The organism is Stenotrophomonas sp. 107298_Sma (assembly GCF_056480345.1).
In genome coordinates this window covers 611,930-635,908 of the sequence record NZ_CM151094.1, presented here as the reverse complement: position 1 = coordinate 635,908, position 23,979 = coordinate 611,930, and the positions used below count along the sequence as shown (strand labels likewise).

Genomic DNA, 23,979 nt, shown 5'->3' with positions numbered 1-23,979 from the left:
CGCATGATGCATCCGCCGAGCATGGCCCGGCGGTGTCCTGATCAGCGCTTGGCCGACAGCTTTTCCAACGCGGCGCGCAGCTGCGCCGGCGGCAGGTAGCCGCCCAGCTGGGTACCGTCCGGGGCGAAGATCGCCGGGGTACCGTTCACGCCCAGCTGCTGGCCCAGTGCGTACTGCATCGCCACCGGGTTGGTGCAGTTCTTGGCCGGCACGCTGCCACCTCGCTTGGCGCTGGTCAGCGCCTGGCGACGATCGGCCGCACACCAGACCGAGATCATGTCGGTGTAGTCCTTGCTGCCCAGGCCCATGCGCGGGAACGCGAGGTACTCGACACTGATGCCGTTGCGGTTGAGCTCGGCGATGTCCTGGTGCAGCTTGCGGCAGTAGCCACACTCGATGTCGGTGAACACGCTGATGGTGTACTTGGCATTGGGCGCAGCGAACACGATGCGGTCGCCGTGGTTGGCCTTGGCCAGCAGGTCGCGGCGGTAGCCCAGCAGGCCCTCGCTGTTGGCCGGGCCCTTGGCGCGGGTGTCGTAGGGCTGCGACTGGAACAGGTAGCGACCGTCATCGGACACGTACAGCAGCTGGCCGGAGACCACCACTTCGCGGAAACCGGGGAACGGCGCGGCGCCGATGTAATCCACTTCGAAACCTGGATTGAGCGCGGTCAGCGCGGCACGCACGGCCTGGTCGGCCGAGCCGTTGGCAGCCGGGCTGGCAGCCTTGGCCGCAGCAGCGGTAGCGGGTGCCTTGGCGGCCGGCGGGGCCGGCTGGGCGCAGGCAGTCAGGCTGAGCGCACCGAACACGGCGGCGATGGCAAATCGGAGCATGGAGCGGTCCGCAGCAGAAGAAGACCCCGGATTCTGACACAGCCACCTGTACCGGGCCGCGACATTGCGCACGGCCCGGGGCCCGGGTTCAGGCCCCCGCTCAGCCGCGCGGGTGATGGCGGGCGTGCAGTTTCTGCAGGTGTTCGCGCGCCACCAGCGTGTAGATCTGGGTGGTCGATAGCGAGCTGTGCCCCAGCAGCATCTGCAGCGCGCGCAGGTCGGCACCGCGGTTGAGCAGGTGGGTGGCGAAGCTGTGGCGCAGGCCATGCGGGCTGATCCGTGCCGGATCGATGCCCGCCACCTGCGCGTGGCGCTTGACCAGATGCCAGAACGCCTGGCGGGTCAGCGCATGCAGCGTCGGCTCTACAAACAATGGGGTCTGCCCATCGGCCAAGGCCTGCACCTTGCCCTTGCCGACCAGCAGCGGCCGCGACTGCTGCAGATAGCGCTCCAGCCAATGCTGCGACTCCTCGCCCAACGGCACCAGCCGTTCCTTGCTGCCTTTGCCGGTGACCCGCAACACCCCCTGACGCAGGTTGACCGCCGTGGCCGGCAGCAGCACCAGCTCGCTCACGCGCAGCCCGGCGGCATACATCAGCTCCAGCATGGCGCGATCGCGCAGGCCCAGCGGGCTGTCGATGTCCGGCGCCGCCAGCAGTGCGTCGATCTGGCTTTCGGCCAACGCCTTGGGCAGCAGCCTCGGCAGCTTCGGCGGATCCAGCAGTGCACTGGGGTCCTCGCTGCGATCACCCCGGCGCAGACCATCAGCGAAGAACGCGCGCAGCGCCGACAGCAGGCGCGCGTTGCTGCGCGGCGACCAGCCATGCCGGGTACGCCACGCCAGGTAGTCGAACAACCCGGGACGTTCGATGCCGGCCAGGCCACCCTCGCGCCCATCGATCCAGCGTGCCAACCCTTCCAGGTCGCGCCGGTAGCTGTCGAGGGTGGCGCGGGCCAGGCCGTTCTCGGCCCAGATCGCATCGAGGAACCGCTGGATGCGCAGGCTGTCATCGGCCCGGAGCTCGGGCAGTTGCTGCACCAGCTGGCGGCGTTCGGCGGGGGTGGAAACAAGGGCCATGCGTGCAGGATACGAGGGCGACTGCGGATGCGGCCAGCATTGCGTATGCTCGGCGCATGTCCCGCCCTGCCACCGACACGGCCACTGCGGCCGCCACCGAGATGCCCCGCCCGCGCGCACTGCTGCTGTGGCGCATGCTGGCAATGGTCTACGACACGTTGCCGGTGCTGGCCCTGTGGATGCTGGCCGGCACGCTGTTCACCCTCGCCTACACCCTCGACGGCCACACCCAGCGCGAGAACATCGCACCGTTCAGTGCCTGGCAGTGGCTGCTGTGGGCGGTGTGCTGGGCGATCACCGGGTGGTACGCCACCGCCAGCTGGCGCCGCGGCGGGCAGACACTGGGCATGCGGCCATGGCGGCTGAAGCTGGAATCAAGCGATGGCACGCCGCTGCGACGCCGGCAGCTGTGGCTGCGTTTCGCAGTGGGCACGCTGTCGCTGCTGCTGGGCGGCATCGGCTTCTGGTGGGCGTGGTTCGACGGCCAACGGCGGACCTGGCACGACCGTGCCAGCGGCACGCGGCTGGTGCGCATGCCGAAGCGGTGATCCGCCACCCTTCAAATCCGATGCTGCACGGCGCTCATGTAGAGCCGAGCCCATGCCCGGCTGGCCTGCGGTGCGCGAAAAGCAGCCGAGCATAGGCTCGGCTCTACAGAAATCCGCGCGTTGGCCGTCCTGCCCGGCGCTACCGGAATCAGCCCGATTTGCGCCGGAACAGCAGTCCGGATATCGCCAGCATCACGATCGGTGGCAGCGCATAGGCAATGCGGTAATCGAACTTCAGCGCACCGGCCATGCGGCCGAAGAACAGCTGCAGCAACCAGAAGCCCAGCGCGAACAGGATGCCCAGGAACAGGCGCTTGCCCATGCCGCCGCTACGCAGCGAGCCGAATGCGAACGGCACCGCCGCCAGGCACAGTGCCAGCACGTTCATCGGGTAGAACCAACGGCTCCAGTACACATCCTCATAGTCGCGCGCATCCAGCCCATTGCGTTCGCGGTACTCGATGCTGGTACGGAGCTCGGCCACGCTGAGGTTGCGCGGCTTGGCGATACCGGTCGCCAGCGCGCCGGCATCCAGCTTGGAATTCCACGGCTCGCGCGCCACTTCCTCGCGCGTGGCCGAACGTTCGCCGAACGTATCCCGGCGCACACCGGTCAACACCCAGCCATCGTTGTCGTGCTCGGCGGTGGCCGCGTGGGTCAGCGAGGCGATCTGTCCGTCCTCGGCGATGCGGTACAGGCGCACGTCGCGCAGGGTCAACCGCGTGCCCTTGTCACCCACCAGCTGCTCTTCGCCACCGGCGGCGCTGAGGAAGGTGTCGCCCTCCCGCGCCCACAGCCCGGAGTAGCGTGCAGTGGAAATGTCCTGGCCCCATTTGGCGCTGGACTTCAGCGCATCGGCACGATCCTGGCCCCAGGGTCCCAGCGTTTCGGCGCTGAGCACCATCATTGCGGTGAGCAGTGACAGCGCGATCGCCACCGACACGCTCAGGCGCTTGCGCGACAGCCCCAGCGCGCGCAGCGCGGTCAGTTCGGACGTGGCCGCCAGCTGGCCCAGGCCCATCAGCGCACCGATCACCGCGGCGGTCGGGAACATGGTGTAAGCGCGGCGCGGCACCGTATACAGCACCCATGCCGCGGCATGGCCCAGCGAATAACCGTTCTTGCCGATGTCCTTGAACTCGCCGGAGAACGCCATCACTACGTCCAGGCCGACCAGCACCGCCCAGGTCAACAGCACCGTGGTGAACACCGACTGGCCCAGGTACAGATCGAAACGCATCGGGCGCAGCCTCATGCGTGGGCTCCCTTCGGACGGCCCAGGCGGCCATCACGTGCATACATCCAGATCGCCAGCCCCAACAGCGGCAGGGTCAGCCACCACAGGCCGAGCGCGGCCGGGATCTTGCCAGTGGCAATCCAGCCGCTGCCGATGAACATCAGGTTGGTGCCAACCATGTAGGCCAGCAGGGCCAGCATCATCCGTCCGTAGCGCTGCTGGCGCGGAGAGCTGCGGCCCAGCGGCACGGTCAACAGGGCGAAGGCCAGTGCGATCAGCGGCGGGGCCAGCCGGCGATGCAGCTGCGCCTGTGCCTCGGGCCGGGCATCACCGAACAGCTTCGTGGTCGGCATCAGCTCCGGATCGTTCTCGGTACGGGTCTGCGCACCGTCGGGCAGGGCCACGTCGTTGCGCGCGAAGGTCGCCAGGCGGTAGTCCAGCCCACCCGCTACCGGGCCCTCCACCTGGTGCCCGTCATCCAGCTCCAGGAAGCGCTGGCGGGCGCCTTCAAAGAACATCCGGCCACCGGCGGCGGACACCACCTCGAGGCGGTCGTCCTTCTGCCGCTGCAGGAACACCTTGCCCAGCCGGGTGCCATCGGGCGAGATCGAGGACAGGTAGACCACGCCGCCATTGGGCAGCGGGGTGAAGCGGCCCGGCTCCAGGCCGGCCATCAGCACGCTGCGGTTGGCCTCGATGATCATCTGCTCTGCCATCCGCCCGGCCCAGGGCCCCAGCCACAGCGAGCAGGCACCCACCAGGGCCACGACCGGCAGCACCAGCATCAGCAGCGGCCGCAGCAGGCGCTTGGGGCCCACGCCCACGGCGGTGATGACCGCCATTTCCGAGTCCCGGTACAGGCGGGCGACCGCCAGCAGCAGGCCCAGCATCAGCGCCAGCGGCAGGATCAGCGGCAGGTAGGCGATGAACTGCAGGCCCAGCTGCGAGAACAGCAGCTTGGCCGGCAGGCGCCCATCGGCGATGTTGCCGAGGATGTCCACCAGCACGCCGCCCACGCTGACCACCAGCAGGACGATCAGGGTAGCCAGGAAACTCTGGACGAAATCGCCCAGCAGGTATCGGTCGAGCTTCAACATGGGGCGGTGGTTTAAACTCTGGGGTTCGTTCGCGGTGCCGCCCAGTCTACTGTCTGGGCGTAAACGGTCCGCGATTGTACGGACTTGCCAATGGAATCTGCTCAATGGCTCTCGAATTCACCCTGAACCACCTCGCCGCCGCTTCGGCCGCCGTTGATTGCCTGGTCGTCGGCGCCTATGCCGACCATACCCTGACTGCGGCCGCTCAGGCACTGGATGCCGCCAGCGGTGGCCGCCTGGCCGCCCTGGCCCAGCGTGGCGACCTGTCCGGCAAGACCGGCGCGACCACCCTGCTGCACGACCTGCCGGGCGTGACCGCCCCGCGCGTGCTGGTGGTCGGCCTGGGCGAAGCGGCCCGTTTCGGCGTGCCGCAGTACCTGAAGGCGGTCGGCGATGCCGTACGCGCGCTGAAGGCCGGCGCTGTCCGCAGCGCACTGTTCACCCTGTCCGAAGTGGCAGTGAAGGACCGCGACGCGGCCTGGGCGATCCGCCAGGCGGTGATCGCCGCCGACCACGCCGCCTACCGCTACACCGCCACCCTGGGCAAGAAGAAGGCCGATGACGCCGGCCTGGCCCAGCTGGCGATCGCCGGTGACGATGCGCTGGCGCTGGCCCAGGGCCAGGCCATTGCCGCCGGCGTCGAATTCGCCCGCGAGCTGGGCAACCTGCCGCCGAACTACTGCACCCCGGCCTACCTGGCCGAGGTCGGCGTGAAGTTCGCCGGCGAGCACGAGGGTGCCGAAGCCGAGATCCTCGACGAGCACCAGATGGAAGCGCTGGGCATGGGCTCGCTGCTGGCCGTGGCCCGTGGCTCGGCCAACCGCCCGCGCCTGGTCGTGCTGAAGTGGAACAATGGCGGCGACGCCAAGCCGTACGTGCTGGTCGGCAAGGGCATCACCTTCGATACCGGTGGCGTCAACCTGAAGACCCAGGGCGGCATCGAAGAGATGAAGTACGACATGTGCGGTGGCGCCAACGTCATCGGCACCTTCGTCGCCGCGGTCAAGGCCAAGCTGCCGTTGAATCTTGTGGTGGTGGTCCCGGCGGTGGAAAACGCCATCGACGGCAATGCCTACCGTCCGTCCGACGTCATCACCTCGATGTCGGGCAAGACCATCGAAGTGGGCAACACCGACGCCGAAGGCCGCCTGATCCTGTGCGACGCACTGACCTACGCGCAGCGCTTCGAACCGCAGGCGCTGGTCGATGTGGCCACCCTGACCGGCGCCTGCATGGTCGCCCTCGGCCACCAGACCGCCGGCCTGATGAGCAAGCACGACGACCTGGCCAATGAGCTGCTGGCCGCCGGCGAGCAGGTGTTCGACCGCGCCTGGCGCCTGCCGCTGTGGGACGAATACCAGCCGATGCTGGATTCCAGCTTCGCCGACGTCTACAACATCGGCGGTCGCTGGGCCGGTGCGATCACCGCCGGCTGCTTCCTGTCGCGCTTCGCCGAAGGCCAGCGCTGGGCCCACCTGGACATCGCCGGTGTGGCCAGCGATGAAGGCAAGCGTGGCATGGCCACCGGCCGCCCGGTCGGCCTGCTGAGCCAGTGGCTGCTGGACCAGGTCGCCCGCGCCTGATGCCGTACCCGACCCTGGCCGGCGCCCGCCGGCCAGGGCCTCGCCCGGCAGCGCCGGGCCCCTGCCTGACCCGGATCCTGCCATGCCCCGCGCCGACTTCTACCTGATCGCCAAGCCCCGCTTCCTGACCGAGCCGCTGCGCCTGGTCTGCGAGCTGGCGCGCAAGGCCAACGACGCTGGGCTGTTCACCCTGGTGCTGGCCCGCGACCAGGCCCAGGCCGAGGAGCTGGACGAACTGCTGTGGGCGTTCGACAACGATGCCTACATCCCGCACCAGATCGCCGGCGAAGACATGGACGAGGAAGAAGCCCTGGTGCTGATCGCCGTGCCCGGCACCGAAGCGCCAGCCCGCCCGCTGGTGATCAACCTGCGCGACGAACCCTGGCTGGGCCAGTGCGAGCGCGTGCTGGAAGTGGTCCCGGCCGACCCGGAAGCGCGCGAACCGCTGCGCGAGCGCTGGCGCCAGTACAAGGCCGCCGGTTACGACCTGAACAAGCACGACATGTAAGTCCAGCGAGGACACCTTGATGCGCCTGCTGATCGCCCTGATTCTTCCCTGGCTGTCCTTTTTCACCATCGGCCGGCCGTTTGCCGGCATCGTCTGCCTGATCCTGCAGATCACCCTGATCGGCTGGCTGCCCGCCGCCATCTGGGCCGCCTACGCGGTCAGCCAGTACCACACCGACCAGAAGATCCGGCGCGCCCTCGGGCCGCGCTGATCTCCCTTCCGCCTTGATTACCGGTTGCCCCGCATGACCCAACTCGCCTCCAGCTACGACCCGAAGTCCTTCGAGACCGACCTCTACGAGGCCTGGGAGAAGGCCGGCCACTTCAAGCCGTCCGGCACGGGCGAGCCGTACACCATCCTGTTGCCGCCGCCGAACGTGACCGGCACCCTGCACATGGGCCATGCCTTCCAGCAGACCCTGATGGATGCGCTGGTGCGCTACCACCGCATGCGCGGCTACGACACGCTGTGGCAGGTGGGTACCGACCACGCCGGCATCGCCACCGAAATGGTGGTCAGCCGCAACCTGGCGCTGGAAGGCAAGGGCGAGACCCGCGATTCGCTGGGCCGCGAGGGCTTCATCGGCAAGGTCTGGGAGTGGAAGCAGCAGTCCGGTGACATCATCGAACGCCAGATGCGCCGCCTCGGTACCTCGGCCGACTGGTCGCGCAGCACCTTCACCATGGATCCGCAGCCCTCGGCGGCGGTGAACGAAGCCTTCGTGCGCTGGTACGAACAGGGCCTGATCTACCGCGGCCAGCGCCTGGTCAACTGGGATCCGGTGCTGAAGACCGCCATCTCCGACCTGGAAGTGGAGAGCGCCGAGGAAGACGGCTTCCTGTGGTCGATCGCCTACACGCTGGATGACGGCCTGAGCTACGAGCACGTCGAGCGCGATGCCGACGGCGTGGAAACCCTGCGCGAAACCCGAGACTACCTGGTCGTCGCCACTACCCGTCCGGAAACCCTGCTGGGCGATACCGCGGTGATGGTGCACCCGGAAGACGCGCGCTACGCGCACCTGATCGGCAAGAGCGTGGTGCTGCCGCTGACCGGCCGCCGCGTGCCGGTGATCGCCGACGACTACGTCGACCGTGCCTTCGGCACTGGCGTGGTCAAGGTCACCCCGGCGCATGACTTCAACGACTACGAAGTGGGCGTGCGCCACAGCCTGCCGATGATCAACCTGTTCACCCCGGTGGCGGCGCTGAATGAAAATGCGCCGGAACGCTTCCAGGGCCTGGACCGCTACGAAGCCCGCAAGGCCGTGCTGGCCGAGCTGGAAGACCTGGGCATCCTGGTCGAGACCAAGGCGCACAAGCTGCAGGTGCCGCGCGGTGACCGTACCGGCCAGGTGATCGAGCCGTACCTGACCGACCAGTGGTTCGTGAAGATGGACGACCTGGCCAAGCGTGGTCTGGAGCTGGTCGAAGACGGCAGTATTTCCTTCGTGCCGCCGAACTGGATCAACACCTACCGCCACTGGATGAACAACATCCAGGACTGGTGCATCAGCCGCCAGCTGTGGTGGGGCCACCGCATTCCGGCGTGGTTCGACGAAGCCACCGGCAGCTGCTACGTCGGTCGCAGCGAAGAGGAAGTGCGGGCGAAGCACAACCTGGGCAGCGACGTGGTGCTGAACCAGGAAAGCGACGTGCTGGAGACCTGGTTCTCCTCGCAGCTGTGGCCGTTCTCCACCCTTGGCTGGCCGAACGAGCAGGCCATGACCGAGCGTGGCTTCGACCGTTACCTGCCGTCGTCGGTGCTGATCACCGGTTTCGACATCATCTTCTTCTGGGTGGCGCGCATGATCATGGCCACCGACAACCTGGTCGGGAAGATCCCGTTCAAGGACGTCTACTTCACCGGCCTGATCCGCGACGGCCAGGGCCAGAAGATGTCCAAGAGCAAGGGCAACGTGCTCGACCCGCTGGACATCATCGACGGCATCAGCATCGACGACCTGGTCGCCAAGCGCACCGGCGGCCTGATGCAGCCGAAGATGGTGGAGAAGATCGAGAAGGCCACCCGCAGGGAATTCCCGGACGGCATCGCCGCCCACGGTGCCGATGCGCTGCGCTTCACCATCGCCGCGCTGGCTACCCACGGCCGCGACATCAAGTTCGACATGAACCGCGCCGAGGGCTACAAGAACTTCTGCAACAAGCTGTGGAACGCCAGCCGCTTCACCCTGATGAACACCGAGGGTGCAGCGTTCACCGGCGTGCCGACCCCGCGGACCGATGCGGAGCGCTGGATCCTTTCGCGCCTTGCGGCCGTGTCCAGCGAGGCCCAGGGCCACTACGCCAACTACCGCTTCGACCTGCTGGCGCAGTGCCTGTACGAGTTTGCATGGAACGAGTTCTGCGACTGGTTCCTGGAACTGAGCAAGCCGGCGCTGAACGGTGCCGATGCCGCCGACGCCGAAAGCACCCGTCACACCCTGCTGTACGTGCTGGAAGCGCTGCTGCGCCTGCTGCACCCGCTGACCCCGTTCATCACCGAACAGCTGTGGCAGCAGCTGGCGCCGCGCCTGGGCCTGGCCGAAACCACGCTGTCGCTGCGCCCGTACCCGACCGCCGCTGAGTTCGAAGGCGATTTCGCCCAGGCCGAGGCCGACGTCGAATGGCTGAAGGCCGTGATCAGTGCAGTGCGCCGTGTGCGCAGTGAACTGAACGTCGCGCCCTCCAAGCTGGTGCCGCTGCGCCTGCAGGCCGGGCTGGAGCAGGATCGCGTGCGCATCGAACGTTTCAGCGCGTCGCTGTCGTTCCTGCTCAAGCTGGACAGCATCCAGTGGCTGGCTGAAGGCGAAAGTGCACCGCCAGCTGCCGCCGCGATCGTCGGTGAGCTGAAGCTGCTGGTGCCGCTGGAAGGCCTGGTTGATCTCGACGCCGAGCGTGCGCGCCTGGACAAGGAGATCAAGCGCGTGGAAGGCGAGCAGGAGAAGAGCGAGACCAAGCTGGCCAAGTTCACCGACAAGGTGCCACCGGCGGTGGTCGAGCAGGAGCGCGTGCGTCTGGTCGACTGGAACACCCAGCTGGCCGGCCTGCGCGAGCAGCGCGCGAAGCTGTAAGCGCCGGGCTGGTGGGTGCGGACCTCGGTCCGCACCAATGCAATGTGCCAACCAGGGTTGGCACCCACCGAAGCAGAATCGGAAACGCTGGGCGATGCCCGGCGTTTTCATTTCCCCGCATGGCATCATCGCTGGATGCCTCTTTCCATCTTCCTGCTGGTCCTCGCGGCTGCGGCCCTGCATGCCAGCTGGAATGCGATCGTCAAGCGCGGACCAGACAAGTTCCTCGGCACGGTGCTGGTCACCGGCAGTGCCGCGCTGCTGTCGGCCGCTGCCCTGCCCTTCCTGCCATTTCCCGCAGCACACAGTTGGCCGTGGCTGGGCGCGTCGGTGCTGCTGCAGGTGACCTACTACGGCCTGGTCGCACGTTGTTACCAGCAGGTCGACATGAGCCTGGCCTATCCGCTGATGCGTGGCAGCGCACCGATTCTAGTTGCCCTGGCGGGCACGCTGCTGGGCGAGCGGCTGCCACCGGCGGCGTGGCTGGGCGTTGTGCTGGTCAGCACCGGCATCCTCTGCATGGCACTGGGTGCGCGTGGCGGCCAGCTGCGCCTGCCGCTGCTGACCGCGGCGATGATCGCCACCTACACCCTGGTCGATGCGCAGGGCGCGCGCCAGTCCGGCAGCGCGCTCAGTTACACGCTGTGGCTGTTCCTGCTGTCAGGCATTCCACTGCCACTGTGGGCGTTGTACACCCGCGGCGGCTCGGTGCTGGCCTATGCGCGGCAGCATTGGCCGCTGGGGCTGGCCGGCGGCGCTGGCACCACCGCCTCTTACGCGATGGCGCTGTGGGCAATGACCCAGGCACCGGTGGCGATGGTTTCAGCGCTGCGCGAATCGTCGATCCTGTTCGCGCTGCTGATCTCGGTATTCCTGTTGCGCGAGCGCGTTCCGCGTGCGCGATGGCTCGCGGCGGCGCTGATCGTGGGCGGCGTGTTGGCGTTGCGGTTGGCGTGAGCAGAGCGTGCCAACCAAGGTTGGCCGCTACCGGAGATGCCATTGCACGCCTTGGTAGTGGCCGACCTTGGTCAGCGCATTCCTGCCAACCAAGGTTGGCCGCTACCGGTAGTGCCGGCCGCTGGCCGGCAACCCTTCTTCGTTACAGCGGCGGCATCACCTGCAGGTCACCGTGGACCAGTTCGATCGCCATCACCACCGCGTCCTCGCGGCCCTGTGCCGCCGGGTAGTAGCGCGGGCGACGGCCGATCTCATTGAAACCTTCACTGTGGTACAGCGCCAGCGCCGGTGTATTCGAAGGCCGCACTTCCAGGAATACGCGCTGCGCGCCACGGTCGCCGGCCAGTTGCACCAGCGCACGCAGCAACTGGCGACCCAGGCCACGCGACTGCGTCAACGGATCGATGCAGATGTTGAGGACATGTGCCTCGTCGGCGGCGATGCTGAGCATGCCGTAGCCGATCAGCTCGCCGTCGCGCTCCATGACCAGGCCGGGGTAACCGGCACGCAGGCAATCCACGAAGATGCCGCGGGTCCAAGGAAACGGATAACCGCGCACCTCGATCGCCATCACCACCGTGAGGTCGCTCTCGCGCAGCGCGCGCAGGCTGACCGGACCGGGCTGCCGGACCGCACTCACGGCGTACCCCGCTTGCGCAGGGCGCGCAGCTGCGGCCACAGCGCGCGTTTGGCGGCCGGATCGTGACGCAGCTGGTCCAGCGGCCACCCCTCCATCAGTGTCTGTGTGGCCGGATCGTTGGGATTGCAGCCGGAGGCGCGCAACAAGGCGATCTGCAGACGATCCGGCAGGCGCACGACCGGCTGCCGCGCATTGCCGCTGGGCAGCGGCCGTGCCGGCGCAGGCGCCGTATCCGGTGCGCTGACCGGCGTCTCGCGGCGCGGCGGTGGCGGGCGTTCCGCACGGGGTGCGGGGACGGCTTCGGCGGGGTGCTCGCGGGCGATTGGGCTGCTCGCCCGCGCCGGTTCCGCCGGCTGTACGGCCTCCGCTTCGGCCACGCTCAACTGCAGCGCGGCATCCAGTTCGGCGGCCAGCTGGCCGTCGTGATAGACGGTGTAGCCCATGGCCTGCAGCCAGGCCTGCTGGGCCGATGACCACAGCACGGGCAGGTCCTGGCTCACGCGGCCTCGGGCTTCTTGCGCAGGCGCTGCACCGCCCACATCACCGGGCCGGACAGCGCGTACAGGATGCCGACCGCAAACAGCACGCGCGGCAGATCGATCACCGCGATGGCGATGGCAACCGGCACCAGTGCCAGCACCAGGAATGGCACCCGGTCCGAACGACCGCCCTTGGCGGCACCGCCCTTGAAGCTCCAGAAGCGGATGCGGCTGACCATCAGCAGTGCAGCGACAATCGTCACCGCCAGCGCCACGTAGCGCAGCTGGTTGCCGTCCCAGCCCAGGTTGCCATCGGCGAAGGCCCAGACGAAGGACATCATCAGCCCGGCCGCGGCCGGGCTGGCCAGGCCGACGAACCAGCGCTTGTCGACCACCGCCACCTGGGTATTGAAGCGGGCCAGGCGCAGTGCCGCGCAGGCGGCATACAGGAAGGCCACGGCCCAGCCGACGCGCCCCAGCAGCGGGTCATCGAACTTCAGCCACGACAGCGACCAGTGGTACATCACCAGCGCCGGGGCCATGCCGAAGCTGACCAGGTCGGCCAGCGAGTCGTACTGCACGCCGAACTCGCTGCTGGTGCCGGTCAGGCGCGCCACGCGCCCGTCCAGGCCATCCATCACCGCCGCCACGAACACGGCGATGCTGGCATTGACGAAATCCCCGTTGGCCGCGGCGATGATCGCGTAGAAGCCGGCGAACAGCCCGGCGGTGGTGAACAGGTTGGGCAGCAGGTAAATCGTGCGCGAGCGCGGCGGCGGTGTGATCGGGTCCATGGAATCCAGTTTAATCGACTTGCCAGTGGTCGGCGGCAATGCTGCAATCGGCGTTCTACGCCCATTCCGTGGAGTTTGCCATGCGTGCCCTGTCCTGCCTTGGATGCCTGCTGCTGTTGGCCAGTGCCAACGCCGTGGCCGGCCCGGTCTATAAATGGAAGGACGCCAATGGCGTGACCCAGTATTCGGAGACCCCGCCGGCGGGCAAGACGTTCGAGACCCGCGAGCAGGCCCGCAGCCCGCAGGCGACGGCAGCAGACGCGCCCGCCGCTCCCGCAGCCACCCCGGTTCCCGAGCAGTGCAGCACCGCCCGCGCCAACCTGGCCCTGCTGGAAGGCTCCGGCACCGTCATGCAGGACACCAACGGCGACGGCAAGGCCGATACCGCGTTGACCCAGGACCAGCGCAGCGCGCAGAAGGGATTGGCTGAAGCCGCCATCAAGGCCTACTGCCCGGCGGAGTGAGGGTATCGGCAGGGCTTGCAGCCCTGCACCTGCTTCAAGCCACATCAACGTCAAATGCCAAAGCGGCTTCCTGAGGGATGGCGGGGCACTGTGGGTTTGCGGGGACGCCGTAAACCCGTCCGTGGGGGCTTGGTCGCCGCATCCATGCGGCTCACACCCCGCAAACCCACAGTACCCCGCCTTCGACAGTTGGCCGGCGGTCAGTAGGTCCACGTCATGCGTGGATCAATCTCCATGGAAATCGAATATTTCGAGAATTGATCGAACAACAGCCGAGCATGGCTCGGCTCTACAAAAGGGCGACAGATCGCGGAAAACTGTCAGAGGCGGGGTGGGTCCGGTTGCGGGGGTGTCAGCCGCATGGATGCGGCTGCCAAGCCCCCAAGGACGGGTTCACGGCGTCCCCCGCAACCGGACCCACCCCGCCCTACCACGGGAAACCCGTTGTTGCTGTTGCTGTTGCTGTTGAAGTTGCTTGAGGCGGGTGCAGGGCGCAGCCCTGCCGATACCCCTCCCCCCGGCCGGGCTGGCAGAATAGGCGTCTCTGCCGTTATCCGAAGCCGCCGATGCGCCTCTCCCAGTTCCACCTGCACACCACCAAGGAAACCCCCAGCGACGCCGAGCTCACCAGCCACCGGCTGATGCTGCGCGCGGGCATGATCCGCAAGCTCGCATCCGGCCTGTACACCTGGTCGCCGCTGGGCCTGCGCGTGCTGCGCAAGGTTGAACGCATCGTCCGCGAGGAAATGGACCGTGCCGGTGCCGTGGAATTCCAGATCCCGACCATCCAGCCGAAGGAACTGTGGGAGCAGACCGGCCGCTGGCAGAAGTTCGGACCGCAGCTGCTGAAGATCAAGGACCGCAAGGACCAGGTGTTCTGCTACAGCCCGACCGCCGAAGAAGCCGCTTGCGACTTCGCGCGCAGCGAGCTGTCCAGCTACAAGCAGCTGCCGGTGAACTTCTACCAGGTGCAGACCAAGTTCCGCGACGAGATCCGTCCGCGCTTCGGCGTGATGCGTTCACGCGAGTTCCTGATGAAGGACGCCTATTCGTTCCACCTGCACGATGAGTGTCTGGTGCGCGAGTACGAGAACATGAAGTCGGCCTACAGCCGCATCTTCACCCGCCTCGGCCTGGACTTCCGCATGGTGCAGGCCGATTCCGGCGCGATCGGCGGTGACGCCTCGCAGGAATTCCACGTGATCGCCGATTCCGGTGAGGACGCGCTGGTGTTCTCCACCGGCTCGGACTACGCAGCCAACATGGAAGCGGCGATCGCCGCCGATCCGGCGCCGCGTGCGGCCGCCACCGAAACGATGCGCAAGGTGGATACCCCCACCCAGAAGACCTGCGAGGATGTCGCGGCGCTGCTCGGCATCGACCTGCAGCGCACGGTGAAATCGGTGGCGCTGATCGCCGGCGAAGGCAAGGCACAGCAGTTCGTGCTGGTGCTGGTGCGTGGCGACCACGAGGTCAACGAGATCAAACTGGCCAAGGTTGCTGGCCTGAACGAGCAGCGTTTTGCCAGCGAAGCAGAGATCGCCGAATACCTCGGCAGCGTGCCGGGCTTCCTCGGTCCGGTCGCCCCGGCCAAGCCGATCCGCGTGGTCGCCGATCGCGAAGTGGCGGCGATGTCCGACTTCGTCGTCGGTGCCAATGAGGCCGGTTTCCATCTGGCCGGCGTCAACTGGGGCCGCGACCTGGCCGAACCGGAAGTGGCCGATATCCGCAACGTGCGCGCCGGTGATCGTGCGCTGGATGGCGGCGAACTGAAAATCGCCCGCGGCATCGAAGTCGGCCACGTGTTCCAGCTCGGCCGTACGTACGCCCGAGCGCTTGATGCCACCGTGCTGGACGAGAACGGCAAGGCGGCGGTGATGGCGATGGGTTGCTACGGCATCGGTATCTCGCGCGTGGTGGCTGCCGCGATCGAACAGAACCATGACGATGCCGGCATCATCTGGCCGGACGCGATGGCGCCGTGGCAGGTGGTGGTGTGCGTGATCAACCCGAAGGGGGACGCCACCGTGGCCGACGCCGCCGCCAACCTGCTGCAGGAACTGCGTGATGCGGGCCTGGACGCTGCGTTGGACGACCGTGGCCTGCGCCCGGGCGCGATGTTCGCCGACATGGAACTGATCGGTATTCCGCACCGCGTGGTGGTGAGCGAACGTGGCCTTGCCGCCGGTACCTACGAGTACCGCTCGCGCCGCGCCAGCGAAGCGGAAAGCCTGGACAAGGCCACCCTGCTGCAGCGCCTGCAGGGTTGATCAAGAAATGACCGGGGCATGCCCCGGTCTTTTTTTGCGTTGTGTTCATCTGATCGATATTGCAGCGGACATAATCCGGTCAAAATCGACGCAATGCAGCCGGCATGCCGCCAAGCCCTGTCCTGCCTGCATTTGTGCTCTGATTAATTCATCACTATTCTGTCCGCCGACGCCATGGACTGGCTCGTCCCGTCCACACATTAGTTTCCGGAGTAACCGTAAATGAGCATTGACCTGACCGGCCTGTCGGCACGCGAGCTGGGCGCCCTGATCCGCACCGCCAAGAAGCAGCAGACCATCGTCGCCAAGCGCCGGCCGATCACCAAGGTCCGGGCCCAGCTGATCAAGCTGGCCAAGACCGAGGGTTACACCATCGAGGAACTGTTCGGCGATGCCCCGGCCCCGCGCGCGCGCAAGGTGGCCAAGGTCGCCAAGGCCCCCTCGAAGACCGCTGGCCGCAAGCTGGGCAAGGTTGCGCCGAAGTACCGCAACCCGGCCAACCCGAAGGAAACCTGGACCGGCCGTGGCAAGCAGCCGCGCTGGATGGCCGAACTGACCTCCAAGGGCAACAAGAAGCCGGAAGATTTCCTGATCAAGAAGGCCTGAGGCCGGATTGGAATGCAATGAAAAACGCCGGCGAAAGCCGGCGTTTTTCATTCTTCGGTGTGTGGACCAACGGTCCACACCTACAGGGTTTTGCGGGCCGGCATCAGCAGGTTGCCGAACAGCAGGCCGGCGACCAGCGCCATCACCACGTTCAGTACGGTCAGGAACACGCTTTGGCCGGCGCCTACGTCCTGCTGCTGGACCAGGGTCAGCACGCCACGCAGGCTGGTGCTGCCGGGCACCATCATGATGATGCCGGGCAGGCGGATGATCGCGCCCGGGCGCCCGACCAGGCGGCCGAACAGGTTGCCACCGGCGGTCAGCAGCATCGCCGACAGGAAGATGCCTGCCGGCGCTCCCCAGGCATGGCCGCCGAACTTTGAGATCGCATAGCCGGCCACCGAGGCGGCGATCACCCACGGATAGTCGCGGCGGTTGGCCTTGAACAGCATCGCGAAAGCGAAGGCCGCGGTAAGCAGCGAACCCCACTCGACCCACGGCCCCTGCGGACGCGTCGCACGGATCACCGGATCCAGGCCGAGCACGTCGGCCAGGGTCACCGCGATCATCGCGCCTACGCTGAGCTTCATGATGGTGGTCAACGCACCGGCGAAGCGCGCGGTACCCGACACCCAGTGCTGGCTGGCCAGCTCGTTGACCGCATTGGTCAGCGACATGCCCGGCAGCAGCACCACCAGCGAGGCGATGATCACCGTGTTGAGGTTGAGCGCGCCAACGAAGGAGGCCACCAGCGTGGCCACGAGGCCGGCCAGCAGCGCAGCCAGTGCCTCGGCTGCCTCGCGGGTGGCCGGGCGGCGATCGGTGACCATGCCGAGCAGGCCGATCATCAAGCCGATGACACCGGCGGTGGCGATGTCCAGCCACGGCAGCTTCCACATGCCGGCCACGCCGGCCGCACCGAGAGTAAACGAAAGGATGGTGCGCAGCTTGCCGCGCCGGCCCGGATCCTTGTCCAGCTGGCGCAGCGCGGTGTGGCCCTGGGCGATGCTCATCCGCCCATTGGCCACTTCCTCGGCGATATGGTCGGCGACGCTGAGCTTGTGCAGATCGTTTTCACCGGGCGCCAGGCGGATCACGCGGGTGATGTCACTGGAGCCGATCGCCTGCGCCGGGTCGCTGAAGCTGAGAATGATACCGGTGGGATTCGACCACGGTTCACAATCCAGATCGAGCTGGCGTGCCAGTGCCACCACTGCCGTTTCCAGGCGCTGGGCCGTTGTGCCGTAGCTGTGCAGGCGTCCGGCGATCTCGGAAACAAAGGCCACGCGCTGTGCGTAGGTGGCCTGGGGCGTGGGGATCGTGTGAGCGTCTGCGGACATGCGCCGTAGTATTACCTAGGCTGGGGCTTACCGGAGAAATTCATCCGAGTTCGACGCGAAGCCCGATTCAGAACGGTTATGCTGCGACCCGAATGGCCCAAGTGACCCCGAACCACGCCCCCCAGCTCGAACAGGATGCCCATGACCCGGGCCTGATCCGCCTGTCCGGTACCTGGACCCTGAAGACCGCGCTGGCCGCGGCCGAAGTCCTGCGCGACGTTCCCGACACGTTGACCGGCATCGATGCCACCGGCATCGAGAAGATGGATTCGGCGGGCGTGCTGCAGGTGCTGCGCGTGGCCCATCGCGCCGACCTCGGCGAGGACGCGCTGCAGTTCCGTCCGGACCATCAGGCGCTGGTGTGCACCATCGAGGAAGTGGCCGACGACCGGCCCAAGCCCAAGCGCGATTTCGGCGTGCTGGCCGCGCTGGAGCGGCTGGGTGTCAGCGTCCACACCACCGGCCACAACATCAAGGCGCTGTGCAGTTTCCTTGGCGAGAACCTGGTCAAGGCCGCCCGCCTGGTCAAGGAGCCGCGCCGTTTCCGCATGACCGCGACCGTGCACCAGATGGAGCAGGTCGGGCTGGACGCGGTACCGCTGGTGGCGCTGCTGTCCTATCTGGTCGGCGCGGTGATCGCCTTCCTCGGCTCGACCATCCTGCGCGATTTCGGCGCCGAGATTTACGTGGTCGAACTGGTCAACATCGCCTTCCTGCGCGAGTTCGCCGTGCTGCTGACCGCAATCGTGCTGGCCGGCCGCACCGCCAGCGCGTTCACCGCGCAGATCGGTGCGATGAAGGCGCGCGAGGAAATCGATGCGATGCGCACGCTGGGCCTGGACCCGATCGACCTGCTGGTACTGCCACGGCTGCTGGCGCTGCTGGTCACCCTGCCGCTGCTGACCTTCATTGCAATGGTCGCCGGCCTGGCCGGCGGCATCACCGTCGGCGCGTTCGACCTGGATATCCCGCCGCAGATGTATATCGCCCGCATGCACGACACGATGGAAGTGCGGCACATGCTGGTCGGCCTGTCCAAGGCGCCGGTGTTCGCGCTGGTGATCGGCCTGATCGGCTGCCTGGAAGGCCTGAAGGTCGAAGGCACGGCGCAGTCGGTCGGCGAACGCACTACCTCCAGCGTGGTGCAGACGATTTCGCTGGTGATCATCATCGATGCCTTCGCGGCGTTGTGGTTCATGCACATGGACTGGTGACATGAGCACGCATCCGACGCCCGAAGAAATTCCCATGCAGGACGACGACGGCCACGAGCTGGCCATCCGCGTGCGCGGACTGGTCAACCGTTTCGGCAGCCAGACTGTGCACGAGGACCTGGACCTGGACGTGCGCCGAGGCGAAATCCTCGGCGTGGTGGGCGGTTCGGGTACCGGCAAATCGGTGCTGATGCGCTCGATCCTCGGCCTGCGCGTGCCTGATGCCGGGCAGATCGAAGTGCTCGGCCGCGATGCGCGCGCCGACGACGCCGAGAGCCGCCTGCACATCGAACGCAACACCGGCGTGCTGTTCCAGGACGGTGCGTTGTTCTCCTCGCTGACCGTGGGCGAGAACGTGCAGGTACCACTGAAGGAGCATCACCGCGAACTGCCCGAGCGCTGGCACTACGAACTGGCGCTGCTGAAGGTGAAGCTGGCCGGCCTGCCCGCCGATGCGATCAACAAGCTGCCCTCGCAGCTGTCCGGCGGCATGCGCAAGCGTGCCGGCCTGGCCCGTGCATTGGCCCTGGACCCGCCGCTGCTGTTCCTGGATGAACCCACTGCTGGACTGGACCCGATCGGCGCGGCGGCGTTCGACCGCCTGATCAAGACCCTGCAGGAAGCACTGGGCCTGACCGTGTTCCTGATCACCCACGACCTGGACACGCTGTACGCGATCTGCGACCGGGTGGCGGTGATCGCCGACCGCAAGGTGGTGGCCAATGCGCCGCTGCCTGACATCGAGAAACTGGATCATCCGTGGATCCAGGAATACTTCCACGGACCCCGCGCGCGCGCCGCGCGTGGCGAACAGATCGAGAGTGCCTGAGCCATGGAAACCAAAGCCAACTACGTGCTGATCGGCGCGTTCACCCTGATCACCGGCCTGGCCCTGCTGGCCTTCGGCCTGTGGGCCGCCAAGTACTCCTCCGACCGCACCTGGCAGGAATACCGCGTGGTGTTCCGCGAGGCGGTCACCGGCCTGTCGGTGGGCAGCCCGGTGCAGTACAACGGCATCGCGGTGGGCTCGATCACCGAACTGAACCTGGTACCGGACGACCCGCGCCAGGTGGTGGCACGCATACGCCTGAACTCCAACACGCCGGTGAAGACCGATACCCGTGCCAAGCTGGCGATCACCAGCCTGACCGGCCCGTCGATCATCCAGCTCAGCGGTGGTACGCCGCAGTCGCCGGCACTGACCACGGTCAACAAGGACCCGGCGCCGATCATTCCGACCACGCCGTCGGCCCTGCAGAACATCACCGACGTCGCCAACCGCATTGTCGAGCGCATGGACCAGATCCTCAGCGACCGCAACGTTGCGTCGATCAACGCAACGTTGGCCAACCTGGAAACCATCAGCGGCGGCCTGGCCGACCGCGACCAGGGCACCCAGGCACTGCTGCTCAGCGCGCGTGACGCCGCACGCAGCCTCGACACCACGCTGAAGACCACCAACGGCACCATCGAGCGGCTGGACAAGAACCTGGTGCAGCAGCTGCCGGGCATCATCGACAAGCTCGACGGCACCCTGGTCAAGCTCGACTCGGCCGCCGGCAACGCCGATTCGATCCTTGGCGAGAACCGTGCCGCGATCAACAGCTTTGCCAACGACGGCCTCGGCCAGCTGGGCCCGACGCTGACCGAACTGCGCGGGCTGATCCGCGACCTGCGCCGGGTCAGCGACCGCCTCGAGAACAACCCCGCGCGCTACCTGCTTGGCCGCGACGCCCCGAAGGAGTTCGAACCCCAATGAGCCCGACCACCCTTCCGCGCCTGCTGCTGGCCGCTTCGATGGTCGCCCTGCTGGGCGGCTGCTCCATCCTCGGCAGCAGCGAAAAGACCGCGGTGACGCTGTATTCGCCGTCCGTGCAGGTGAAGCCGGATCCGGCGTGGCCGCAGGCCAGCTGGCAGCTGGTGCTGGCCAAGCCCAGCGCCGCACGCATGGTCGACAGCCCACGCATCAACGTGCGGCCGACGCCATCGCAGCTGGAGATCTACAAGGGGGCCAGCTGGGCGCAGCCGGCCACCGACATGATCGAGGACACCCTGCTGCGCGGCTTCGAGGATTCCGGCCGGATCCGTGGCGTGGCCCGCAGCACCGCCGGCATCCGTGCCGACTACAAGCTGTCCACCGACGTGCGCCGTTTCGAATCGGACTACCAGGGCCAGGCGACGCCGACGGTGGTGATCGAGGTCAACGCCAAGCTGATCCACGTCGCCGACCAGCGCGTGGTCGCTGACCGTACCTTCCGGCAGTCGCAGCCGGTCGGCAGCACCGACGTGCCGGCGGTGACCGCCGCCTTCGAACGTGGCCTGCAGCAGCTGGCGCAGGATGTGGTCGGTTGGACGCTGCAGAGCGGGCAGGCCGACCAGCCGACCATCGCGCGCTGATCGCCGCATTCGCCGGGCACGTGAGTTACGGGGTCAGATCCCTTTCCGGCAGGAAAGGGATCTGACCCCTTCTTCGTCAACGCGGCGTAATCCAGCGGAAGGTCAGGTTGATGCGCTCACCCTGCACCCGCGCCGTCTTCGGCAACGCATGCTGGTAGAAGCGCTGGGTCTGGCCGGCCATCAGCAGCAGGTCGCCATGGCCAAGCAGGAATTCGGCCTTCCGCGCCGGGTCATCGCGCCGGCGCAGCAGGAACCGCCGCACTGCGCCCAGGCTGAGTGAGGCGATCAGCGGCGCCGGCCCCAGCTCCGGCTCGTCGTCGCTGTGCCAGCCCATGTAGTCGCCACCACCGCGATAGCGATTCAGCAGCACGCTGTTGAAGCGGCCGATGCCTTCGGTTTCCAGATGCTCACGCACACCCTGTAGCGACAGCGGCCAGGGGTGCGGCACGAATTCAGCACCGGAATAGCGGTAGCGCGCCTGCGGATCGCCGATCCAGCAACTCAACCGCGGCGAATCCACCCAGTTGCCGAACATGCGGATGCGGTGGACCTCCCACGGGACTTCGGCCTGCAGCGCGGTCAGGAGCCGATCGGCATCGGCTGCGGCCAGCCAGCCCGGCAGGTGCTGGACGTCGGCATCGGGCAGGTCATCGGGGAACAGCATGGCCACACGCTAGCACGCCGGCGTTTGCTGTCATGACCGCCAGCACCGAAAATGGCCCCATGACCATTGCCCAGATGCTGATGCCGTCCGCTTGCCCCCTTTCGTGGGGCCCAGCCCGATGAGCGTACGCCAGTCGCTGTTCCCGTTGCTGCGCGCCATGTTCCGGGCCTTGCCGCTGCCACAGGCGCAGCGTGACCGGCTGCGCACCCGGCTGTTGGCGCGGCATGGCGACTGGGTACCGCCGCCACCCAAGGGCCAGCAGGCTGAGGGGGGCACCGGCGCCAGCGCCCAGCTGCGCTGGCGTGCAGACGAGCCGGCGATCGGCCACGTGCCATGGCGTGAGGCGACCTTGCCGTCTCCTTTGCCGGCGACGCTGGTCGCGTTCTACCTGCCGCAGTTCCACACATTTCCCGAGAATGACGCCTGGTGGGGCAAGGGCTTTACCGAATGGCGCAACGTGACCCGCGCGCTGCCTCAGTTCGAGGGCCACATCCAGCCGCGCCTGCCGGCAGACCTGGGTTTCTACGACCTGCGCAACCCTCAGGTAATGCGGGACCAGGCACGCCTCGCAGCTGAGTACGGTATCGGCGCGTTCTGCTTCTACTACTACTGGTTCAGTGGCCGCACTTTGATGGAGGACCCGCTGCGCCACTGGCTGGCCGACGACAGCATCGAACTGCCGTTCTGCCTGTGCTGGGCCAACGAGAACTGGGCACGACGCTGGGACGGCCGCGACGAGGACATCCTGATCGGCCAGCAGCACAGCGCCGAGGATGATCTGGCCTTCATCGCACATGTCGCGCCCTACCTGCGCGACCGCCGCGCATTGAAGGTCGAGGGCCGGCCCATGCTGCTGGTCTATCGCCCGCACCTGCTGCCCGACGCCCGGGCGACCACCGAGCGCTGGCGCCGCTGGTGCCGCGACAATGGCGTCGGCGAAATCCATCTGGCGTACGTGCAGGGCTTCGAGCGCCCGGATCCCCGCGACATCGGCTTCGATGCGGCAGTAGAGTTCCCGCCGAACATGAGCAATCCGCGCTCTCTGTCGGCGCAGCAATGGCTGCTCAATCCGGCCTTCAATGGCGATGTCCGCGACTGGCGCGAACTGGCCACCGAGATCGCATCACGGCCGCTGCCAGACTATCCGCTCTACCCTGGCGTGAACCCCGGCTGGGACAATGAGGCGCGTCGCTCCGGTCGCGGCCGCGTCTACCTGCATGCATCACCGCGCGGTTATCGCGACTGGCTGCGCACCACGATCCATGAGCGCCTGTCCGCTGCACCGCAGGCGCAGCGCATGGTCTTCATCAACGCCTGGAACGAATGGGCAGAAGGCGCCGTGCTGGAACCGGATGCGCGGCTGGGTCATGCCTGGCTGCAGGCCACCCGCGATGCGCTGGCGCCTGCTCCGGCACTGCGTCAGAAACCGGCAGTACATCTCCACGCCTGGTATCTGGAAACGCTGCCGGAGGTATTGTCCGCACTGCGCGAGGCCGCCCTCGACTGGACAATCGTGGTGACTACGCCGGCACAACAGGTGGATCTGGCCAGGCAGGCTCTTGTGGCACATGGGCTGCAGGGTGAGGTCATCGCCGTAGATAACCATGGTCGCGACATTCTTCCGTTCCTTGAGGTCTCCGAACGGCTGCTGCAGGCTGGTCACGATGTGGTGCTGAAACTCCACACGAAGCGTTCAACCCATCGCGCCGATGGCGACCAGTGGCGGCAGGAACTACTGCAACGACTGGTACAGGGCGGACGTGCCGCACGCATCCATGCCGCGTTCCAGGCCGACCCCGCACTGGGCATGGTGGTCGCCGAAGGACATCTGTTGCCCGTCGCCGATTTCATAGGCGGCAATGGTCCCGCATTGGCACGACTGCAGGCGCGACTTGGGCTGGAAACACCAGCGGACGCCAGTCAATTTGGCGCCGGCAGCATGGGCTGGTGGCGGCTGCAGGCCCTGCGTCCATTGCTGGACGCGCATCTGCATCGCAGCGCGTTCGAGGACGAGCAGGGCCAGATCGACGGAACGCTGGCCCATGCCATTGAACGTGTGCTGGGCGCCTGCTGTGAACACGCCGGACTGCGCGTCACGACAGCCGCAGCGTGCCTCGGCGAGGCCGATGCCAGCAGCGACGAGTACGCCTACGCCCGACGCAGCTGAGGATGAAGGGGGCACAACGCCCCCTCCCCG

At 67.2% G+C, this 23,979-nt stretch carries 22 protein-coding genes and 1 pseudogene; 14 read left to right on the top strand and 9 right to left on the bottom strand.

Features of this window, described 5'->3' with window-relative positions; all coding sequences use genetic code 11:
- Nucleotides 1-41: 41 nt before the first annotated feature.
- On the bottom strand, nucleotides 42-833 hold the full coding sequence (locus tag ACZK2G_RS02940) for a DsbC family protein (RefSeq protein WP_046983859.1): 792 nt from the start codon (nucleotides 831-833) through the stop codon (nucleotides 42-44).
- A 100-nt stretch (nucleotides 834-933) separates the two neighbouring features.
- Nucleotides 934-1,911, bottom strand: a complete 978-nt coding sequence (xerD, locus tag ACZK2G_RS02935; protein WP_046983858.1) for a site-specific tyrosine recombinase XerD — start codon at nucleotides 1,909-1,911, stop codon at nucleotides 934-936.
- A 56-nt stretch (nucleotides 1,912-1,967) separates the two neighbouring features.
- On the opposite strand from xerD, the gene ACZK2G_RS02930 reads away from it, so the two are divergent.
- The gene (locus ACZK2G_RS02930; protein WP_478474645.1) at nucleotides 1,968-2,459 is read left to right on the top strand and encodes an RDD family protein; all 492 of its coding nucleotides are present in this window, start codon (nucleotides 1,968-1,970) and stop codon (nucleotides 2,457-2,459) included.
- A 148-nt stretch (nucleotides 2,460-2,607) separates the two neighbouring features.
- Here ACZK2G_RS02930 and lptG read toward each other — a convergent pair whose 3' ends face one another.
- Together lptG and lptF are read right to left on the bottom strand one after the other, a co-directional pair.
- Nucleotides 2,608-3,714 (bottom strand): LPS export ABC transporter permease LptG, encoded by a 1,107-nt coding sequence (lptG, locus tag ACZK2G_RS02925; protein ID WP_478474643.1) that lies wholly within the window; start codon nucleotides 3,712-3,714, stop codon nucleotides 2,608-2,610.
- The gene (gene lptF / locus ACZK2G_RS02920) at nucleotides 3,711-4,793 is read right to left on the bottom strand and encodes an LPS export ABC transporter permease LptF (RefSeq protein WP_136638610.1); all 1,083 of its coding nucleotides are present in this window, start codon (nucleotides 4,791-4,793) and stop codon (nucleotides 3,711-3,713) included. The genes lptG and lptF overlap by 4 nt, the downstream gene beginning before the upstream one ends.
- A gap of 104 nt (nucleotides 4,794-4,897) precedes the next feature.
- On the opposite strand from lptF, the gene ACZK2G_RS02915 reads away from it, so the two are divergent.
- From ACZK2G_RS02915 to ACZK2G_RS02895, 5 genes are all read left to right on the top strand, one after another.
- Nucleotides 4,898-6,376: a leucyl aminopeptidase gene (locus ACZK2G_RS02915; protein WP_136638611.1), complete on the top strand. Its 1,479-nt coding sequence runs from the start codon at nucleotides 4,898-4,900 to the stop codon at nucleotides 6,374-6,376.
- 82 nt (nucleotides 6,377-6,458) lie between these two features.
- On the top strand, nucleotides 6,459-6,884 hold the full coding sequence (locus ACZK2G_RS02910; protein ID WP_005415211.1) for a DNA polymerase III subunit chi: 426 nt from the start codon (nucleotides 6,459-6,461) through the stop codon (nucleotides 6,882-6,884).
- Between the two features lie 19 nt (nucleotides 6,885-6,903).
- Nucleotides 6,904-7,095: a YqaE/Pmp3 family membrane protein gene (locus tag ACZK2G_RS02905; RefSeq protein WP_012510005.1), complete on the top strand. Its 192-nt coding sequence runs from the start codon at nucleotides 6,904-6,906 to the stop codon at nucleotides 7,093-7,095.
- Between the two features lie 33 nt (nucleotides 7,096-7,128).
- Nucleotides 7,129-9,957, top strand: coding sequence for a valine--tRNA ligase (locus tag ACZK2G_RS02900; RefSeq protein WP_478474641.1), 2,829 nt, complete (start codon nucleotides 7,129-7,131; stop codon nucleotides 9,955-9,957).
- A gap of 135 nt (nucleotides 9,958-10,092) precedes the next feature.
- On the top strand, nucleotides 10,093-10,914 hold the full coding sequence (locus tag ACZK2G_RS02895; RefSeq protein WP_046983862.1) for an EamA family transporter: 822 nt from the start codon (nucleotides 10,093-10,095) through the stop codon (nucleotides 10,912-10,914).
- Nucleotides 10,915-11,056: 142 nt separating this feature from the next.
- Here ACZK2G_RS02895 and rimI read toward each other — a convergent pair whose 3' ends face one another.
- Genes rimI through pssA form a run of 3 tightly spaced genes read right to left on the bottom strand, consistent with a single transcriptional unit; the run spans nucleotide 11,057 to nucleotide 12,827 of the window.
- On the bottom strand, nucleotides 11,057-11,554 hold the full coding sequence (gene rimI, locus ACZK2G_RS02890; RefSeq protein WP_046983852.1) for a ribosomal protein S18-alanine N-acetyltransferase: 498 nt from the start codon (nucleotides 11,552-11,554) through the stop codon (nucleotides 11,057-11,059).
- The gene (locus ACZK2G_RS02885; RefSeq protein ID WP_046983851.1) at nucleotides 11,551-12,054 is read right to left on the bottom strand and encodes a hypothetical protein; all 504 of its coding nucleotides are present in this window, start codon (nucleotides 12,052-12,054) and stop codon (nucleotides 11,551-11,553) included. The genes rimI and ACZK2G_RS02885 overlap by 4 nt, the downstream gene beginning before the upstream one ends.
- Nucleotides 12,051-12,827 (bottom strand): CDP-diacylglycerol--serine O-phosphatidyltransferase, encoded by a 777-nt coding sequence (gene pssA / locus ACZK2G_RS02880; RefSeq protein ID WP_046983850.1) that lies wholly within the window; start codon nucleotides 12,825-12,827, stop codon nucleotides 12,051-12,053. Before pssA ends, ACZK2G_RS02885 begins: the two co-directional genes overlap by 4 nt.
- Before the next feature lie 80 nt (nucleotides 12,828-12,907).
- Here pssA and ACZK2G_RS02875 point away from each other — a divergent pair, with 80 nt between their 5' ends.
- The 3 genes and pseudogenes from ACZK2G_RS02875 to ACZK2G_RS02865 all read left to right on the top strand — a co-directional run.
- A complete protein-coding gene (locus tag ACZK2G_RS02875; protein ID WP_046983861.1) occupies nucleotides 12,908-13,291 on the top strand; it encodes a DUF4124 domain-containing protein in 384 nt (127 codons plus the stop codon).
- Nucleotides 13,292-13,857: 566 nt separating this feature from the next.
- The gene (locus ACZK2G_RS02870; protein WP_478474639.1) at nucleotides 13,858-15,561 is read left to right on the top strand and encodes a proline--tRNA ligase; all 1,704 of its coding nucleotides are present in this window, start codon (nucleotides 13,858-13,860) and stop codon (nucleotides 15,559-15,561) included.
- A gap of 222 nt (nucleotides 15,562-15,783) precedes the next feature.
- Nucleotides 15,784-16,161: pseudogene (locus tag ACZK2G_RS02865) on the top strand (H-NS histone family protein); the annotation flags it as partial.
- Between the two features lie 86 nt (nucleotides 16,162-16,247).
- Here the strand turns inward: ACZK2G_RS02865 and ACZK2G_RS02860 are convergent.
- Complete coding sequence (locus ACZK2G_RS02860; RefSeq protein ID WP_004142069.1) at nucleotides 16,248-17,507, bottom strand: threonine/serine exporter family protein; 1,260 nt, start codon at nucleotides 17,505-17,507, stop codon at nucleotides 16,248-16,250.
- Between the two features lie 92 nt (nucleotides 17,508-17,599).
- Between ACZK2G_RS02860 and ACZK2G_RS02855 the strand changes: the two genes are divergently transcribed.
- From ACZK2G_RS02855 to ACZK2G_RS02840, 4 genes are read left to right on the top strand one after another with little or no spacing between them, the layout of a single operon-like run.
- Nucleotides 17,600-18,721, top strand: a complete 1,122-nt coding sequence (locus ACZK2G_RS02855) for an ABC transporter permease (RefSeq protein WP_046983180.1) — start codon at nucleotides 17,600-17,602, stop codon at nucleotides 18,719-18,721.
- A 1-nt stretch (nucleotide 18,722) separates the two neighbouring features.
- On the top strand, nucleotides 18,723-19,550 hold the full coding sequence (locus ACZK2G_RS02850) for an ABC transporter ATP-binding protein (RefSeq protein WP_046983181.1): 828 nt from the start codon (nucleotides 18,723-18,725) through the stop codon (nucleotides 19,548-19,550).
- A gap of 3 nt (nucleotides 19,551-19,553) precedes the next feature.
- A complete protein-coding gene (locus ACZK2G_RS02845; RefSeq protein WP_046983182.1) occupies nucleotides 19,554-20,480 on the top strand; it encodes an MlaD family protein in 927 nt (308 codons plus the stop codon).
- Nucleotides 20,477-21,118, top strand: coding sequence for an ABC-type transport auxiliary lipoprotein family protein (locus tag ACZK2G_RS02840; RefSeq protein ID WP_046983183.1), 642 nt, complete (start codon nucleotides 20,477-20,479; stop codon nucleotides 21,116-21,118). The genes ACZK2G_RS02845 and ACZK2G_RS02840 overlap by 4 nt, the downstream gene beginning before the upstream one ends.
- A gap of 76 nt (nucleotides 21,119-21,194) precedes the next feature.
- Here ACZK2G_RS02840 and ACZK2G_RS02835 read toward each other — a convergent pair whose 3' ends face one another.
- Nucleotides 21,195-21,782: an alpha-ketoglutarate-dependent dioxygenase AlkB family protein gene (locus tag ACZK2G_RS02835; protein WP_046983184.1), complete on the bottom strand. Its 588-nt coding sequence runs from the start codon at nucleotides 21,780-21,782 to the stop codon at nucleotides 21,195-21,197.
- Nucleotides 21,783-21,900: 118 nt separating this feature from the next.
- Here ACZK2G_RS02835 and ACZK2G_RS02830 point away from each other — a divergent pair, with 118 nt between their 5' ends.
- Nucleotides 21,901-23,949 carry a glycoside hydrolase family 99-like domain-containing protein gene (locus ACZK2G_RS02830; protein WP_046983185.1) on the top strand — a complete coding sequence of 683 codons (2,049 nt, stop codon included), beginning with the start codon at nucleotides 21,901-21,903 and terminating at the stop codon, nucleotides 23,947-23,949.
- Nucleotides 23,950-23,979: the final 30 nt, after the last annotated feature.